The organism is Burkholderia sp. Bp9004, from assembly GCF_003858025.1.
GTDB lineage: Bacteria > Pseudomonadota > Gammaproteobacteria > Burkholderiales > Burkholderiaceae > Burkholderia > Burkholderia diffusa.
Genome location: NZ_QTQD01000004.1, coordinates 112,490 through 129,003, shown reverse-complemented (window position 1 = coordinate 129,003; position 16,514 = coordinate 112,490). Strand labels below are relative to the sequence as shown.

Annotated in this window: 12 protein-coding genes; 11 read left to right on the top strand and 1 reads right to left on the bottom strand. The window is 66.0% G+C overall.

The window, feature by feature from the left end:
* Positions 1-14: 14 nt before the first annotated feature.
* From DIE08_RS06630 to DIE08_RS06620, 3 genes are all read left to right on the top strand, one after another.
* Entirely contained in the window at positions 15-692 is a 678-nt protein-coding gene (locus tag DIE08_RS06630) for an OmpA family protein (RefSeq protein WP_124901366.1), read from the top strand.
* 149 nt (positions 693-841) lie between these two features.
* Entirely contained in the window at positions 842-2,704 is a 1,863-nt protein-coding gene (locus tag DIE08_RS06625; protein ID WP_124901365.1) for a methyl-accepting chemotaxis protein, read from the top strand.
* Positions 2,705-2,804: 100 nt separating this feature from the next.
* Entirely contained in the window at positions 2,805-3,593 is a 789-nt protein-coding gene (locus DIE08_RS06620; RefSeq protein WP_124901364.1) for a hypothetical protein, read from the top strand.
* Positions 3,594-3,719: 126 nt separating this feature from the next.
* On the opposite strand, the gene wecB is transcribed toward DIE08_RS06620, so the two are convergent.
* Positions 3,720-4,937, bottom strand: a complete 1,218-nt coding sequence (gene wecB, locus DIE08_RS06615; protein WP_124901363.1) for a non-hydrolyzing UDP-N-acetylglucosamine 2-epimerase — start codon at positions 4,935-4,937, stop codon at positions 3,720-3,722.
* A 1,244-nt stretch (positions 4,938-6,181) separates the two neighbouring features.
* On the opposite strand from wecB, the gene DIE08_RS06610 reads away from it, so the two are divergent.
* The 8 genes from DIE08_RS06610 to DIE08_RS06575 all read left to right on the top strand — a co-directional run bounded on the left by DIE08_RS06610 (position 6,182) and on the right by DIE08_RS06575 (position 16,373).
* Complete coding sequence (locus tag DIE08_RS06610; RefSeq protein WP_124901362.1) at positions 6,182-7,717, top strand: glycosyltransferase family 2 protein; 1,536 nt, start codon at positions 6,182-6,184, stop codon at positions 7,715-7,717.
* A gap of 3 nt (positions 7,718-7,720) precedes the next feature.
* Positions 7,721-8,716, top strand: coding sequence for a polymer-forming cytoskeletal protein (locus DIE08_RS06605; RefSeq protein WP_124901361.1), 996 nt, complete (start codon positions 7,721-7,723; stop codon positions 8,714-8,716).
* 11 nt (positions 8,717-8,727) lie between these two features.
* On the top strand, positions 8,728-9,744 hold the full coding sequence (locus DIE08_RS06600) for a YaiO family outer membrane beta-barrel protein (protein WP_124901360.1): 1,017 nt from the start codon (positions 8,728-8,730) through the stop codon (positions 9,742-9,744).
* 14 nt (positions 9,745-9,758) lie between these two features.
* Entirely contained in the window at positions 9,759-10,529 is a 771-nt protein-coding gene (locus DIE08_RS06595; protein WP_124901359.1) for a hypothetical protein, read from the top strand.
* 309 nt (positions 10,530-10,838) lie between these two features.
* Positions 10,839-12,992: a hypothetical protein gene (locus DIE08_RS06590; RefSeq protein WP_124901358.1), complete on the top strand. Its 2,154-nt coding sequence runs from the start codon at positions 10,839-10,841 to the stop codon at positions 12,990-12,992.
* 91 nt (positions 12,993-13,083) lie between these two features.
* Positions 13,084-14,172, top strand: a complete 1,089-nt coding sequence (locus DIE08_RS06585) for a hypothetical protein (RefSeq protein ID WP_124901357.1) — start codon at positions 13,084-13,086, stop codon at positions 14,170-14,172.
* A 47-nt stretch (positions 14,173-14,219) separates the two neighbouring features.
* Positions 14,220-16,037 (top strand): glutamine--fructose-6-phosphate transaminase (isomerizing), encoded by a 1,818-nt coding sequence (gene glmS / locus DIE08_RS06580; RefSeq protein ID WP_124621016.1) that lies wholly within the window; start codon positions 14,220-14,222, stop codon positions 16,035-16,037.
* 93 nt (positions 16,038-16,130) lie between these two features.
* Entirely contained in the window at positions 16,131-16,373 is a 243-nt protein-coding gene (locus tag DIE08_RS06575) for a hypothetical protein (RefSeq protein ID WP_124901356.1), read from the top strand.
* Positions 16,374-16,514: the final 141 nt, after the last annotated feature.

Genomic DNA, 16,514 nt, shown 5'->3' with positions numbered 1-16,514 from the left:
CCGGGAGCTTCGACATGACCGCTCGAACTGACGGCGCGCGGGCGGGCTCGGCCGCCGCCGATCGCGACGACGAAGCCGAAGGCACGCAGTCCGGACGCTGGCTGATTTCCTACGCGGATCTCATCACGACGCTGATGGTTCTGTTTCTCGCGCTGTACGTGCTGCAGCTCGCGAAATACAACGCGCTCGACGCGCGCTATCAGACGCTCGCGCGGCACGACAGCGGGACCGCGAGCGTGCCGGGCGCAGCGATGCCCGAGCGTGCCCCCGCATGGCTGGCATCGCTCGACGTGCTGAAGTCGAACGGGCGCATCTCGCTTGTGCGCGCGCCGCACGGCATCGAGATCGGCATCGACGCGAAGGTCCTGTTCAACGTCGGCGATGCACGTTTGCTGTCCGATGCGACGCCGGTGCTGAGCCAGATCGCGCGGGCGCTGAGCGAGCATGCGACCGGCGACATTCTCGTCGAAGGGCACACCGACAGCGTGCCGATCGCGAATGCGAAATACGAATCGAACTGGGAGCTGTCGTCCGCGCGGGCGGGCAGCGTGGTGCGCTATCTGGCCGATCGCGGCGTCGCACCTCACCGGCTCGCCGCGATCGGGCGGGCCGATACGCAGCCGCTCGTCGCGGGCGACGATGCGGCCGCGCGGGCGCGCAACCGGCGCGTGACGATCTTCGTCGCGTATTGAGCGTGCGAGCCTCGACAGGCGCGCGACGGTCATCCGTCAACGACATATCGGATCCCGCATGACGAACATGTGAACCCGGCGATGCGATTCCGCGCGCGCCTGCCGATAACCCAAGCTGGCTCAGACCGAGCGGTTATCGAGGGTTCCCCATGCATTTCTGGCGCACGCTGTCCATTCAGAACAAGCTGGTTCTCAGCATGACGAGCTGCCTGCTCGTGTTCGTCGCGATCTCGAGCGGGTTGAGTGTCCGCCTGATCGGCAACGCCGTGCGCGATCGCGTCGTCCGCGAAGAGCTGCCGACGGCCGTGAGCGGCATCCGCGCCGACGTGCAGCGGCAGATGGCCGGGCCGATCGCCGCGTCGCGCGTCCTCGCGCGCGATGCGTTCCTGCTGCAATGGGAAGCCGACGGCGAGCCCGACGCCGGCACGCGCAGCTGGACCGAGCTGGCGAGGAACGTGAAGGACGAGCAGAAGGCGGCGTCCGTGCAGTGGGTGTCGGTGAAGAGCGGCAACTACTACAACGAGGCCGGCCTGCAGCGGAAGGTCACCGACAACGATCGGTGGCTCGCGACCTTCCTCGCGTCGGGCAAGACCTACGAAGTGAACATGGATCGCGAGGTCACGGCCGGCGGCTACATGATGTTCATCAACAGCCGCGTGGAACTCGACGGCACGCCGGTCGGCGCGACCGGCATGAGCCTGTCCGTCGATGCGCTCGCGAAGGGGATCGCCGCGTACCGGATCGGCGATACCGGGTTCGCGTTCCTCGTACGGCCCGACGGCGCGATCATGATGCATCGCGATACGTCGCTGATCGACGGCAAGCACTTCCTGAAGGACGAACCGGGGCTGCCCGGTGATGCGTCGTCGACGCTGCTGGCCGGCAAGCCGTATGCGTACCTGAGCTACGACGGCGACGGCGGTGCGCGCTTCATCGCGACGTCGTTCATTCCGGAGCTGAATGCGTATGTGGTCGTCGAAGTGCCGCAGGCCGAACTGCTCGGCCCGGTGACGCGTGCGATTCGCAGCGCGGCGCTGGTCGCCGCGGTCGCGGGCCTCGCTGTCGCGCTGATCGTGATCTGGCTGGTCGGACGCGCGATCGCCGCGCCGATCCGCCGCGCGGCGACGCTGCTGTCGGAGATCGCGAGCGGCCAGGGCGACCTGACGCGCCGGATGACGGTCGAGAGCGAGGACGAGATCGGCCAGCTGTCGGACGCGTTCAACCGCTTCGTGTCGTCGTTGTCGACGCTCGTCCACCGCATTCGCGCTGCGTCCGCGTCGATCGCGACCGGATCCGCGCAGATCGCGTCGGGCAATGCGGACCTCAGCGAGCGGACCGAAGGGCAGTCGAGCAACCTCGAGCGGACGGCTTCATCGATGGAGGAAATCACGGCGGTCGTGCGCAACAACACCGAAACCGCGACGACGGCCGCGAAGCTGATCACCGGCGCATCCGATACGGCGACGCGCGGCGGGCACGTCGTGAGTGAAGTCGTGACGACGATGGAGCAGATCAGCGATGCGTCGCAGCGGATCTCCGAGATCATCGTGATGATCGACAGCATCTCGTTCCAGACCAACATCCTCGCGCTGAATGCGGCGGTCGAGGCCGCACGCGCCGGCGAGCAGGGACGCGGGTTCGCGGTCGTTGCGTCGGAAGTGCGCAACCTCGCGCAGCGCAGCGCGCAGGCGGCGAAGGAGATCAAGGCGCTGATCGAGCACAGCGCGGGGACGGTGAACGCCGGGTCGCGGCTCGTCAGCGAGGCCGGGAAGGTGATGAGCGACGTCGTATCGCAGGTGCAGGGCGTCAGCGCGATGATGAGCGAGATCGCCGAGGCGAGCCTTGAACAGAGCGCCGGCATCGACCAGATCGGCGACGCGGTGCAGTCGCTCGATCAGATGACGCAGCAGAATGCGGCGCTGGTGGAGGAAAGCGCAGCGGCAGCGGAAAGCCTGAAGCAGCAGGCGGCGGAACTGACGCGGCTGGTATCGGCATTCAAGGTTGATGAATGAAGCGCGCACGACGTTAGAATGATGTGCTTCTCAGGGACGTCGGCCGCGGGATCACGGCAGACGTTTTCGCTGTCGGCGCGGGATTCGGTACGTCATAAAAATGAAGCGCATTTCAAGACTGAAGGTCGGGGTAGGGGCGGTGGTGGTCGCGGCGGTGCTCGCCGCAGTCGGGGCGAAGGTGATCGCATCACCGGCGGATTCGTATCTTGCTTATCGGAAGAATGCCGCGGCGGCCGTGGCGGCGGCGCGAACGGAAGATCGGCCGAGTGTCGACCGACAGTACACGGCCGACGTGAATGCACGGCTCGCCCGGCTCATCGGCACGGTGCGGGCGAAAGGGTTTGCCGCGAAGGCGGCGGGCACGGTGCAGAGTGTCGGCCCCGTCGACGGGGTGCCGCCGGGGCCGGACGGGCTGGCCTTCAAGTCGGCCGACGGCAAGACGAATCTCGTCGTGACGACGGTTCCGCTGCTGAAGGCGTGGGCGAGCACGGCGGATGCGGGCATCAAGCCGACGGACGACGTGGCCGCGATTCTCGACAATGACACGCTTTACACGAACGTATTCAGCGACGACGCCGCTGCGTTTCGCTTCGCCGAGTTGCCCGTCAAGCGGCAGCCGGCCGACGGCGTGGTGAAGGCATGGCTGCTGGGTGAAAGCCAGGACGGCGTGCCGGAGGGGCCGAACACGCTGGCCGTGTCGGTCCGGCAGGGCGAACGGGTTTATATCCAGTGGAAGAGCGTGACGCTGCGCCCGATCGTGGCGTGCAGCGTGGGGCGCGTGCCCGAGGACGCGCGGCAGGCGTGTTTCGCCAGGCAGGTGGTGTCACAGCGGATCTACCCGCGGCTCGTCGCACTGGCGCAATCGATGGCCGATGCCGTGGTCCGGTAGCGGACGGCAGCGGTCGGCGTTCGCACGGCGCGATTCGACGGCGAGGGACGTCGGTTCGCATCCGACCAACGACGGGTGGCGACAGCGCGCGTCGTCGCCCGTCGGCATATCGTCCGATGACCGGATTCAAGGCGACCGCAACGCCTGCAACCCCAGCGTGAGCGCGTTGAACGGCATCTCGGCGGCCCCCAGCGAAAAGCTCGTCGCCTTCGCAGTCGCGCCCGGCGAATGCATCAGCGCGTGAACGATCCGCTCGCTCGCATGGCCGTCGCCATACGGATTGCTCGCGCGCGCCATTTCCTCGTACGCGCTTTCGCTGTCGAACAGCCGCGACGCCTCCCAGACGATTCGCTCCTGGTCCGTGCCGACGAGCCGCGCGGTACCGGCCTGGATCGCTTCGGGCCGCTCGGTCGTCTCGCGCGTGACGAGCACCGGCTTGCCGAGCGCGGGCCCTTCCTCCTGGATGCCGCCTGAATCGGTGATGATGAAATACGCGCGAGACATCAGGAATACGAACGAAAGGTATTCCTGCGGCTCGATCAGGTAAATATTCGGCACGCTGCCGAGCAGCGCACGCGCCGGCTCGCGCACGTGCGGATTCAGGTGCAGCGGATAGACGAACTGCGCATCGCGATAGCGGTTGGCGAGCGTGCAGAGTGCCTCGCAGAAATGCCGGAATGGCTCCCCGAAGCTCTCGCGGCGATGGCCGGTGATCAGCACGACGCGGCGGGACGGATCGAGAAAAGGAAAGTGCGCGGCGACCTTGTCGTTGAGCACGGAATCGTGGTCGAGCATGCGTTTGACGTCGTGCAGCGCATCGATCACGGTGTTGCCCGTCATCACGACCGCGCCGACCGGCACGCCTTCGCTGAACAGGTTGTCGCGTGCCTGGCCGGTCGGCGCGAAATGCCATGACGACACCGCATCGGTTACGCGGCGATTCAATTCCTCCGGCCACGGCGACCAGATGTCGCCGCTGCGCAGTCCCGCTTCCACGTGTCCGACCGGCAGATAGCGGTAGAACGCCGCGAGACTGACGGCCAGCGTCGTCGTCGTGTCGCCGTGCACCAGGACGACGTCGGGGCGAAAGTCGTCGAAGACGATCCCGATCGCCTGAAGAATGCCGGTCGTCACGTCGGTCAGCGTCTGGCTCTGGCGCATCAGATTGAGATCGTAGTCTGGCTTGATGTCGAACAAGGTGAGGACCTGATCCAGCATTTCCCGATGCTGGGCGGTAACGCACACACGGGCGTCGACATCCTTGCGCGACTTCAGCGCGCGGACGAGCGGCGCCATCTTGATGGCTTCCGGCCGGGTCCCGAATACAAGCAAGATCTTCTTCATCGTTTTCCTCGTTGAGCATCTTCGCGCCGGAAGCCCCGGCATCTGGCGCCAAGCTTGGTTGCAGGCGACCCATCCCGTCCCCGCATGCGGCCACGCCGGCCGGCATCGGCCGCGCGACATTCAGCGATGTGGCGGGGCGAGCGCACCGTTCTTGTCCGCGCGGTCTCCGCCACGCAATCGTCGGACTACGGAGGCCCCCTTGCACCTCGTCAATCACGTCATGAGCGTTCCTCACTGTGTCGATCGCCACGTCCTTCCGTCACACGATTCGCGTTGCCGCGCGCCGACGCGCCGGTAAGGTGATCCCGCTTTCCATACAGCAATATTCAAACCAGCGGCCCCTGCGTCCGGTTCCAATTCGCGCGGCACGCGCGGTTCGTTACGGAACGTTTCACAACTGCTACGGAGGTCACATCGGTGGACGGCGACGGTGCAGATAAACGGGCGACCGCGCGCGCGAGCGGTCCGGTCGCGTCATTCGAAGAATGGCGGCGTGGCTCGAGCGTCGACTGCCGCTCGAACGGCACCCGTCTTTCGAAGCGCATTGAATCGATTCGATCTGCGAATTTTGTCTGGGCAATGAAAGGCGCGACGCGGATCATCCGGATCGGGGCATGGACCAATGACTTGCCCGTCGCGCCGCATCGCTCGCGCTGCCCGAGTCGACAGGCGCGAAATGTTGCGTATCTGTAACGCGTGGCCGGAATGCGGCTGGCGTGCCCGCATGACGGCCTTCCGGCGCGCGCGCCGGTGGTAGCGCGCACGTTTACCGGCCGGGGGCCGTGCGCCGGCGCTTCGCGACTGACCGCGTCGCGAAGCGGCATCGTTCGAGGCGATGCACGTGCGATGAACAGACAATTCGCCGCGCAACGCGAACGGATCGCGATGCCGACCGCACGTGCCGTGCCAAAAGCTGATTCGCCGGTGAATCAAAAACACTCGGCCGCCGCCCCGGCCGCGCCCGCTGCCTGATCGCCGGTCCTTGCCGCACGGGGCCCGGCGGCCGATGGCTCGCCGCTTGCTTGTTCTGGGCGGACAGGTGCGTTCCGACGTGTTCCAACGACAGCAGACGGACAGGGACGCCAAAGCAACGAATCCGGAAAGCGGCACGACACTTTCGTCCGGCGCGGAAGACGCCCGCGCTTGCACGACGAACGTGCGGCCGCTTCCCATTGACATCCGCGCGATTCACGGCCCGGGCGCAAGCGCTCGGCTGCCGCCGTCGCCGGCACGGGGGCCAGGACATGAAGAACCGTCGGACGGTGTCGCTCTGCGTCGAAGGCATCCTGCTGCTGATCGTGCTGGCCTGCTCGCAGGTCGTGCACGACACCGCATCGCGGCCGTTCGTCGACCGGGTGCGCATCGGCATGCCAGCCGCAGGCGCGGCAGAGCGCAGCACCGCCTATGTCGGTGCCGCGCCGTTCGCGGTGCGCGCGTCGACCGACGCGGACGCGTTGCTCGAACCGGCGCCAGCCCATACCGAGCCGGTCACGTTCGATCCCGACTGGCTATTGATCCCCGGTGTCGCCTACCTGTGGCTGTTCACGCTTCTGACCTGCGTCTACGCGGCGCGGCATTACGTGTTCAGTCTCGACCGTCTGTTCAAGCCGCAGCACGCACCTTATCAGGCGGTGACCCACGGCGAATGGCCGCGGCTCACCGTGTTCGTCGCCGCGCACAACGAAGAAGCCGTCGTCGTCGATTGCCTGATGGCGCTGCTCGCGACGACCTATCCGCACGACCGGCTGACGATCATTCCGGTCAACGACCGCTCGACCGACAACACGCGCGCGCTGATCGACGAGGTGCAGGCGCTGGCGCCCGAGCTCATCAAGCCGTTTCACCGCGAGAGCGGCAAGCCGGGCAAGGCGGCCGCGCTGAAGGACGCGCTGCGCTTCATCCGCGGCGACATCATGGTGGTGTTCGATGCCGATTACCTGCCGCGTCCCGGGTTGTTGAAGGAACTCGTCGCGCCGTTCTTCGATCCGGAAGTCGGCGCGGTAATGGGCCGCGTCGTGCCGCAGAACGCCGACAGCAACCTGCTCGCGCGGCTGCTCGATCTCGAGCGCGCGGGCGGCTATCAGGTCAACCAGCAGGCGCGCAACAACCTGAACCTGGTGCCGCAGTACGGCGGCACGGTCGGCGGCATCCGCAAGGGCGCGCTCGATGCGGTCGGCGGATGGTGCGACGACATGCTCGCCGAGGATACCGACATGACCTATCGCCTGTTGCTGAGCGACTGGCGCACGGTCTACCTGAATCACGCCGAATGCTATGAGGAAGTGCCCGAGCGCTGGGCAGTGCGCGCGCGGCAACTGACGCGCTGGGCGAAGGGGCACAACCAGACGCTGCTGCGCTATTTCGGTCCGGTGTTGCGCAATCCGCTGATCTCGCGGCGCTGCCGGCTGGACGGCGCGCTGCTGCTCGGCGTGTTCCTGATGCCCGCGCTGCTCGCGATCGCGTGGGGCACCGCGATCACGCTTTATCTGCTCAATGGCGTCAACTCGACCGCGCTCGGCCTGCTCGTGTCGTTGTTCGCGCTGTTCGCGTTCAGCACCTTCGGCAACTTCGGCGTGTTCTTCGAGATCGTCGTCGCCGCGCGGCTCGACGGTCGCGCGACGCGCCTGCGGCTCGTGCCGGTCAACGTGGTCGGTTTTTGCGTGACGATCGCGGCCGTGGTCTCCGCGCTATGGGGGCTCGTGCTCGACGCCGCGTTGCGGCGCGAACTGAAATGGGACAAGACCGAGCGTTTTCGCCGGCAATTGAAACCGGGGCGGTGAACGATGACGACCTTCAATGTGATGGTGCCGGTGGCAGGCGTGCTGAGCCTGCCGTTCCTGCCGCTGCTGCACGAGCTGATCCGGCGCAGCGACGTGGCGGCACTGCCGATCGGCGACGGGCCGTTCGTCGATCAGGCGCTGCTCGCCGCGCGCTGGCGCGATGCGCTGCGCGTGCATGTGGGCGGTGCGCGGCCGGCCGATTCGTCCGCGACGGCGCCGTGGCACGCGCTCGGGCTCCTGGTCCGGCATGACGACGAGATCCGCGTCGTGCACGACGAGCATTGCGAGGACGTGCTCTACGCCGATCGCGCGATCACGCTCGACCGCGGCGCGCGGGCCACGTATGCGTTCGCCGAGCAGCGCATCGACGTTCATGCCGGCGCGACGATCGGCATGCTCGCACACGCGCCGCATATCGACGTCGATAGCGCGGTGCTGCGCGGCGTCGTGGTGGGCGGGACGGTATACCTGCATGGTGCCGGCGGCTTCGCGTGCCTGTACGGCGAGCCGATCGTCTTCGGCAAGGTGCCGGTGCTACCGGCCGACGATATGGCCGTCGCGCCGCGCCGTGCGGTCTCGCTGACGCGCCACTTTTCCAGGCTGCCGCATCGCTACGTGCACGGCCGCTACCTGCTCTCCTGCGACGTGCGTCTGCCCGCACATACGGTCGTGCAGGGCAACCTCGTCGTGGACGGCACGCTGGTGCTCGGTGACGGCTGCGTGCTGCGCGGCAGCGTCAAGGCGCATCGCGTCGAGCTCGAGCGCCATGCATTCCTGCACGGCTCGGTGTTCGCGCGGGACGACGTACTGCTCGCCAGCGGCAGCTGCATCGACGGCGTCGTGTCGGCTGGTGGGCTGCTGCGTCTGACCGGCGCGCGCATCGGCGTCACCGGTCATCCTGTCAGCGCCTGTGCGCGCGACGTCTCGGTCGTCGGCCATGCATGCGTGCACGGCGATCTCGTCGCATGCCGCAGCGGCTGGTTCCATGCATCCCGTTAAGGAGCACCTCCATGTCCGATCGATCCCGCCGTCGCCGCTCGCGCGCACCGGTCGCCGCACTGGCGGTGCTGTGCGGCGTTGCCGTCGGCCCGCTGCCGGTGCTCGCGGCGCAGCCGGATGATGCCGGCGCGCCGGCACCCGCGCAGTCGCCCGACGCCGCCGTGCCCGTCATCGTGCCGCGCATGCTCGACACGCCCGCGTTCGTGCGCGTGTCCGCCGATGGCCTGCCGGACGGCACGTCGCTCGCGGAATTCTCGCCTGACGATACGAACCGGCCGCCGTTGCCAGACGCCGTGATCGCGCACGTGCAGGCGCCGAGCGAACGGCATGCCGAGATGTCGCTCGGCGTGTCCAGCGCACACCTGACGCACGGGTATGGCGACTGGTACGGCGTGCACGTGCGCGGCGTCTATCAGGACGGTGGTCGCACGATACTCGGCGAGCTGGCGCAGTTGCATCGCTTCGGCGAGAGCACGCAGCTGGGCGCATTGACGTATGTGCAGGACCTGGGACCGGACTGGTTCGGCGGCATCGGTTTTTCCGGCACCACGTCCGGGACGATCCTGCCGAGCGCGCGCGTCGACCTCTCGATCAACCGCAAGCTGCTGTCCAACCGGTCGCTGATCGTGTCGCTGGGCGCGGGCTATGCATGGAACCGCAGCGGCCACAGGGATCAGCTGTATCACGCGGGCCTGATCTGGTATGCGCTGCCGAAGTGGATCTTCGAGGCGGGTACCAACTACACGGTCGATTCGCCGGGGTCGGTGAAGGCGCCGCAATACTACGGCGCGGTCACCTACGGCGAGGTCGGCAAGAGCGTGATCACGCTGCGTGGCGGGTTCGGGCGCGAGGCGTACCAGGTCACCGGATCCGGTTCGCAGATCGCCGATTTCCGCAGTCATGAAATGAGCGCGAAATGGCGCTACTGGTTCACGCGCAAGTGGGGTACGCAAGTCGAGTTCGACTACTACCATAACCCCTACTATTCACGGATCGGCGGCGAGCTGAGCGTGTTCTATCGCTGGTAGCGGGAGCGGACGCCATGCAGACGCATCCCGTCCGTCCTTCCGTCGACCGTTCGCTGCGGATCCACCCGCATCCGCAGCGCTGGCTGATGTCGATCGTGCTGCTGACCCCGACGCTCTATGCGTTGCTGTGGCTCGGTCTGCCGCTCGCGTGGCGCTACTGGCGCGCGGTCATGACGTGGGGGGCGCACGAGATCGATCCGGCATTGCACGTGATCGTGATCGGCTACCCGCCCGATGCGCCGCGCGTACTGCTGCTGTCGATCGATCTCGCCGCGCGAATGCCGAGCGGCACGCAGCTTGCCGTGACCGCCGTGCTATGCGCGATCGGCTTCGGCGCGTCGTTCTTCCGGCGTGCGAACTGGTTGCCCGTTGCATATCTGTTACGTATCGCGAGCTTCACGCAGCTGCTGATCTGCGCGTATTTCTGGTTCGCACCGGGCGCGTTTCCGTATGTGCCGATGCTGCATCTGCGTGACATGTTCGTGCTGCACGGCGCGGCGATCACGCTGATTCCGCTGGTGATGGCGGCGCTGTACTATCCGCTCGATTTCACGCCGCTGCAGAAGATCGCCGCGTCGCTTCTCGTGGTCGGCTACTTCGTGTTTGCGCTGCCGTTCGTGATGCTGCTGCACGCGGTCGTCATCCACCATGGCTCGTTGCTGTTCCTGCCGTTCTGCTATTTCCTCCTCGGCGGCCCGCTGCTGATCGGCCTGCTCGTCACGCTCTACACCTACTGCGCGAGCTGGCCCGGCTCGCTGACGAATCCGTCCGATGATTCGCGCTGATGGGGCGTGAAAACGCCGCCGTATCAGTGGTGAAACGAATCGGCCGCGTTTTTTGCCGCACCGCACGGCACGCGACGCACGGAGCGAGCACGACAGGGCTTCCGGAGCCAATGGCACGTTGTTCGCTTCTCTTCCTGCGTCGCATCGATTCGTTTCCAACGGAAAAGACGGCTCGGCCGCCGATGGCCGACGTCTCTCGATGTTCGACGAACTGGGCAACCGCACACATCTACCGGGCAAGGTGGGCCGAGCTGGCGGCACGCTCATCGCTGCTGTGGCGCCACCCATTCCTTGAGCGAGGAGCACACCATGTTGGCAAAGTCAGGCAAGTTCTTGCGGATACTATTCGCGCTGTTCGCGCTGGCGTTCGCGTTCAGTCCGGGCGGCGTTCGGGCGGCCACCAACCAGCTTCTCCTGTTGGTGCCCGACACGCTGACGCTGCCTGATCCTCGCGTGTCCGCGTGGCTCGATACCGCGCAGGAGGAAGGGTTGCAGATCAAGGTGATGACCGACAGCCAGTTCATGGCCGCCGGGTCGTCGCTGTCTCAGTATCCCGGCCTGATCCTGCCGGACCAGATTCATACGACGGCCGACGACACGCTCGTGACGGCGATCCAGAACTACGCGCTGAACGGCGGCAAGGTGATGCTCGTCTACGATTTCGGCGTACTGAATTCGGCCGGATTCTACGTGAGCCCGAAGTCTCGTTTCAGCAACATGGCCGGCGTCGACTACGTGTTGTATGACCAATACGGCGGCAACATGATCGGCCTCGGCAACGTGACCGGCATGAGCAGCTGGCTGCGCACGCTGCAGGTGCCCCCCGGCAAGTCGATGGCATGGACGACGACGACTTCGGCGACCACGGCCGCCAGCCCCACGACTTCGTTCGCGTCGACGAGCAGCTCCGGCTCGTCGAAGACGTCTGCGTCGACGTCGGGCACCAACGCGCTGTTCCTGGCCGCCAGCCCGTCGAACCCGGGCGGCCTCGCCAATTACAACCACCAGGCTTGGTTCCAGTACACGACGCCGCCCACCGGCAGCGGCGTGCTGACCCAGACGCTGCCGAAGCTGACCGGCACCGTGACCGGCAAGCTGAAGAAGACCACCACGTATAGCGCCGGTTCGCTGCTGAGCACCTCGACCAGCAAGACCACGACCGCGCTTGCGTCCACGCTGGCCACCACCGACACGCTCGAAGGCATCTCCGGCTACGTGTACGGCTTTCTGACCTATCCGAGCTTCGTGACGCAGGGCACGTATTCGGGCACGACGATCCTGACGTCGCCGAACTTCGGGCTGGTGTCCGGCTACAACCCGTACGGCAACGGCGGCGTGCTGTTCGTCAACCTGCCGCTCGCCTACCTCGACGGCCAGACCGACGGGATGCTGATCCACGGTTACCTGCATTATTTCGGCACGCAGATGCTGAACCTGCCGTCGCTGTCGCCGCTGCCGAAGGCGCAGGCCGGGCTCGTGTTCAACTGGCACTTCTGTGCGGGCGACCAGATCCAGCCGGCGCTTTATCTGAAGAGCCTCGGCGTGTGGAACAACGGACCGTTCTCGATCGTGGTCACTGCCGGGCCCGACGAAGCGACTTTCGGCGACGGCGACGGCATCAATCTCGCCAACAACCCGACGGCGCAGAATCTCCTCAAGTACTTCACCAGCAGGGGGCATCGCGTCGGCAGCCACGGCGGCTGGATTCACGACTACTGGGGGGCGAATGCGAGCGAAACGAACGCGAGCACGTTCACGCAGTACCTCGTGATGAACCACCAGGCCGTTCAGGCTGCGACGGGCCTGCCCGACGTCGAATACGCGGCGCCGGAAGGCAACACGCCGACCTGGTCGGTGAACTGGCTCGAAAGCAATGGCTCCAACGGGTACTACTTCACCGGTCACACCGGCTCGGCACCGACCCGCGCATATCGCAACGGTGCGCTGCTGAACCCGGGCCTGTGGGCTTACCCCGTGACGCCGTTCGGCAAGTACGCGACGTTCGAGGAATTCCAGCAGTACGCGGTGCCGACGACCGACGTGAACAACTGGTACGCCGCGCTGATGAACTTCGTCGTCGCGAATCGCACGAGCCGGCTGATCTATGCGCACCCGTACGGCGCGTCGTTCTACCCGTCGACGTTGTCCGCGATCTTCACGCAAGCCAATATGCTGAAGCTCGCGGGACAGTTCCGCTGGTACACGATGAGCGACATCACGATCTTCGACCGGGCGCGCCTGAACGTCACGTGGTCGGCCACCGACACGGGCAGCGGCTGGGCATTCTCGGCCAGCCACCCGACGAGCCTGACGAACATGACGTGGCTGCTGCCGAAGGCTGCGTATGCGTTGCCGATCATCACGCAAGGCAGCGGCAGCGTGAATATCACCGACTCGACGTACTGGCTCGTGACGGCGAATAGCGGCACCAGCCTCAAGTTCACCAGCGCCAAGGTGCACTGAGCCGCAACATCGATACACTCGCCGGCGCGCGACGCGGCCAACGCCGCGCCCGGCGAATTGCGCAGGACTACCGCGCAGGAGCCCCCCCATCATGAACCGGCCCGCGCTTTTCCCGGCCGCACGCGCGTGCGTGGCGGCCTTCGTCAGGCAGTGCCATGCGTGGCGCGTTGCCTGTTGCGTCGCCGCGTGCTGCTCCGTGCTGCACGCCGGCGCCGCCGAACTTCAGCTGAACGGGCTGTATCAACGCCCGGACGGTGCGATCACCGTGCGCCTGAACGGCGCCGGCATCGATCCATATTTCGCGGCGAAGGCGCTGCTTGCCGCCGCCGACACCCGCATGGATGCCCGCCAGGCGGCACTCGCATGGATCGCATGGGTGTTGCCACGCCAGCGTCTGGACGGGGGATTCGACCGCTTCTGCGTGAAGAGCGGACTGACCAGCCCGTGCGCGGAAGCCGACGCGGACGACGCGATGATGGCGACCTGGATCGAGCTGCTCGCGCGCTTTGCGCCGCCCGACGGGATGCCGGCGACCTGGGAACTCAGCCTGAACCGCGCGGGCGCGCACCTGGACACGCTGCTCGACAAGGCGAGCGGCGTCTATCAGATTTCGTCGTCGCTGCATGTCGCGCTGCTGATGGATAACGTCGAGGTGCACAGCGCGTTCCAGGCACTCGCCGCGTATTACGTGCGCCGCGCCGATTACGTGCATGCGGGGCCGTGGAGCCAGCGTGCCGACCGGCTGTCGTCCGCGATCGTCAAGGTGTTCTGGCGCGGCACGCAATCCGGCTTTCGCGCGAGCACGCAGAAGATCAGCGACACGAGCTTCTATCCGGCGAAAGTCGCGCAGATCTTTCCGATCCTGTCCGGCATCCAGGTGCCTGACCAGTCGAACGAGACGATCTATGCGCAGTGGATGCAGAAGTACGGCAAGACCTGGATGCAACTCGCCGGCTCCGATTTTCCGTGGGGGCTGATCGCGCTGGTCGCCTACAAGATGAACGACTGGAGCACCGTCGCCTGCTGGTATGCGCGTTCGGGCCCGTACCGTCATGGCGCGCACTGGAACGTACTGGAGGAGGCGCTGTACCTGGCATTCGAAAGCCGGATGACCGATCCGCTCGCACCCGCCAAATGCGGGTTCACGACGGCGGAGGTAACGGTGACCGGATCGCGCTGACACGACGGCGCACGGTCGATGAACGGAAACAGGGAAGGAGACGTGTCATGTGTGGCATCGTCGGCGCGGTCGCGCAACGGAACATCGTTCCGATTCTGATTGAAGGTTTGCGCCGCCTCGAATATCGCGGCTACGATTCATGCGGCGTGGCGACCGTCGTCGACGGGCAGGCGCGCCGAGAGCGCAGCGTGTCGCGCGTCGCCGATCTCGACGCGCACGTGCGCAGCGCCGGGCTGTCCGGCAGCACCGGCATCGCGCACACCCGCTGGGCGACGCATGGCGCGCCCGCGACCTGCAATGCGCATCCGATCTTCTCGCGCGACGAAATCGCGCTCGTGCACAACGGCATCATCGAGAATCATGAAACGTTGCGCAGGCAACTGTCTGACGAGAACTACCAGTTCGATGGTCAGACCGATACGGAGGTCGTTGCCCATCTGATCCACAGCAAGTATCGCGGCGATCTGCTCGCCGCCGTGCGCGATGCGACGTCGCAGCTGCACGGCGCCTACGCGATCGCGGTGTTCAGCAAGCATGAGCCGCAGCGGCTGATCGGCGCGCGGGTGGGATCGCCGCTCGTCGTCGGTTTGAAGGATGACGAATGCTTTCTCGCGTCCGACGCGCTCGCGCTCGCCGGCATCACCGATCGCTTCATCTTTCTCGAGGAAGGCGACATCGTCGAACTGACGCCGGGCGGTGTGCGAATCCTCGAGCGCGGCGGCACGCCGGTCGATCGCCCGATCCAGACCGTCTCGTCGGCGCAGGCCGCGGTCGAGCTCGGGCCGTACCGGCATTTCATGCAGAAGGAGATTTTCGAGCAACCTCAGGCCGTGGCCGCGACGATTCCCGATGCGGGGCTGTTCGATCCGGCGATATTCGGCCCGGATGCCGCGCGCGCGTTCGAACAGATCGACAACGTGCTGATTCTCGCGTGCGGCACGAGTCACTATTCCGGCCTGACCGCGCGCCGCTGGCTCGAGACGATCGCGCGGCTGCCCGCGCAGGTCGAGATCGCGAGCGAATACCGTTACAGCGACGCGCTCGCGCTGCCGAATACGCTGGTGGTCAGCGTGTCGCAATCCGGCGAGACTGCCGACACGCTCGCCGCGCTCAAGTATGCGCAGGCGCTCGGCCACATCGATACGCTGGCGATCTGCAACGTGCCGACCAGCGCGATGATGCGTCAGACCGGCCTGCGGTTCCTGACGCGCGCGGGCCCGGAAATCGGCGTCGCGTCGACCAAGGCGTTCACGACGCAGCTCGTCGCGCTGTTCATACTCGCGGTGACGCTCGGCCGGCTGCGCGGCTACGTCGACGATGCGCAACTCGCACGTTATACGACGCAGTTGCGACGGCTGCCGAGCGCGCTCGAGGATGTGCTCACGCTCGAACAGCAGATCGAGCGCTGGGCCGCGGAGTTCTCGCGGCACGAGAACGCGTTGTTCCTCGGGCGCGGGCTGCATTACCCGATCGCGCTCGAAGGGGCGCTGAAGTTGAAGGAGATTTCGTACATCCACGCGGAAGCGTATCCGGCCGGCGAGCTGAAGCACGGGCCGCTTGCGCTCGTGACGCACGCAATGCCGGTCGCGACGATTGCGCCGAACGACGCGCTGCTCGAGAAGCTCAAGTCGAACATGCAGGAAGTGCGGGCGAGGGGCGGGCAGCTTTACGTATTCGCCGATGCCGATACGCGGATCGATAACAGCGAAGGCGTGTCGGTGCTGCGAATGCCGGATTACTACGGGCTGCTGTCGCCGATCCTGCACGTCGTGCCGCTTCAACTGCTCGCGTATCACGCCGCTTGCCTGCGCGGCGCGGATATCGACAAGCCGAGGAACCTGGCGAAATCGGTGACGGTGGAGTAGCGGGTGGTGCGACGTCGACGAGACTGCCGAGTTGCATCAATTTCGGTTACGGGGCCTCGTTTCGGTTTCGGTTACAGAGGCTCCTGCCTGGCGATGAGCGTTGCCCGACAAGGCGTAACCAGAATTAATGTCAACGGGTTAGCCAGCGACGTCGCTGGCGAAGGCCCAACCGTCAAGGTGCGGTTCACAAAGAAACAAGGCGCTCCCATACGCTTTGTTTCTGGCGATGATCCCGATGCGGCGGCAGCCATTCGCGAAGGCGACTTTCAGAAGAAGTACTACCTAAGTCATCAACACGTGGCAGAGAAGCTAAAGCTTGCCGCCCCAAAAGTGTAAGGCTCTACGGGACTACGTCGATGTGGATCCGAACCCGGCAAACATGCTGGTGTTCGAGTGTGGTAGTCAGCGACATCCGAGGTACTCGGACAATGCGTTACGCAAGCTGCAGGAAGCGAATACAGCAGAAAGCGTCGAAAA

What these genes read in the sequence shown, in the direction of transcription:
- DIE08_RS06610 (WP_124901362.1), top strand. Translation starts at nt 6,182, where the DNA reads ATGAAGAACCGTCGGACGGTGTCGCTCTGCGTCGAAGGCATCCTGCTG.
- DIE08_RS06620 (WP_124901364.1), top strand. Translation starts at nt 2,805, where the DNA reads ATGAAGCGCATTTCAAGACTGAAGGTCGGGGTAGGGGCGGTGGTGGTC.
- DIE08_RS06600 (WP_124901360.1), top strand. Translation starts at nt 8,728, where the DNA reads ATGTCCGATCGATCCCGCCGTCGCCGCTCGCGCGCACCGGTCGCCGCA.
- DIE08_RS06590 (WP_124901358.1), top strand. Translation starts at nt 10,839, where the DNA reads ATGTTGGCAAAGTCAGGCAAGTTCTTGCGGATACTATTCGCGCTGTTC.
- DIE08_RS06585 (WP_124901357.1), top strand. Translation starts at nt 13,084, where the DNA reads ATGAACCGGCCCGCGCTTTTCCCGGCCGCACGCGCGTGCGTGGCGGCC.
- DIE08_RS06595 (WP_124901359.1), top strand. Translation starts at nt 9,759, where the DNA reads ATGCAGACGCATCCCGTCCGTCCTTCCGTCGACCGTTCGCTGCGGATC.
- DIE08_RS06605 (WP_124901361.1), top strand. Translation starts at nt 7,721, where the DNA reads ATGACGACCTTCAATGTGATGGTGCCGGTGGCAGGCGTGCTGAGCCTG.
- DIE08_RS06630 (WP_124901366.1), top strand. Translation starts at nt 15, where the DNA reads ATGACCGCTCGAACTGACGGCGCGCGGGCGGGCTCGGCCGCCGCCGAT.
- wecB (WP_124901363.1), bottom strand. Translation starts at nt 4,937, where the DNA reads ATGAAGAAGATCTTGCTTGTATTCGGGACCCGGCCGGAAGCCATCAAG.
- glmS (WP_124621016.1), top strand. Translation starts at nt 14,220, where the DNA reads ATGTGTGGCATCGTCGGCGCGGTCGCGCAACGGAACATCGTTCCGATT.
- DIE08_RS06575 (WP_124901356.1), top strand. Translation starts at nt 16,131, where the DNA reads ATGAGCGTTGCCCGACAAGGCGTAACCAGAATTAATGTCAACGGGTTA.
- DIE08_RS06625 (WP_124901365.1), top strand. Translation starts at nt 842, where the DNA reads ATGCATTTCTGGCGCACGCTGTCCATTCAGAACAAGCTGGTTCTCAGC.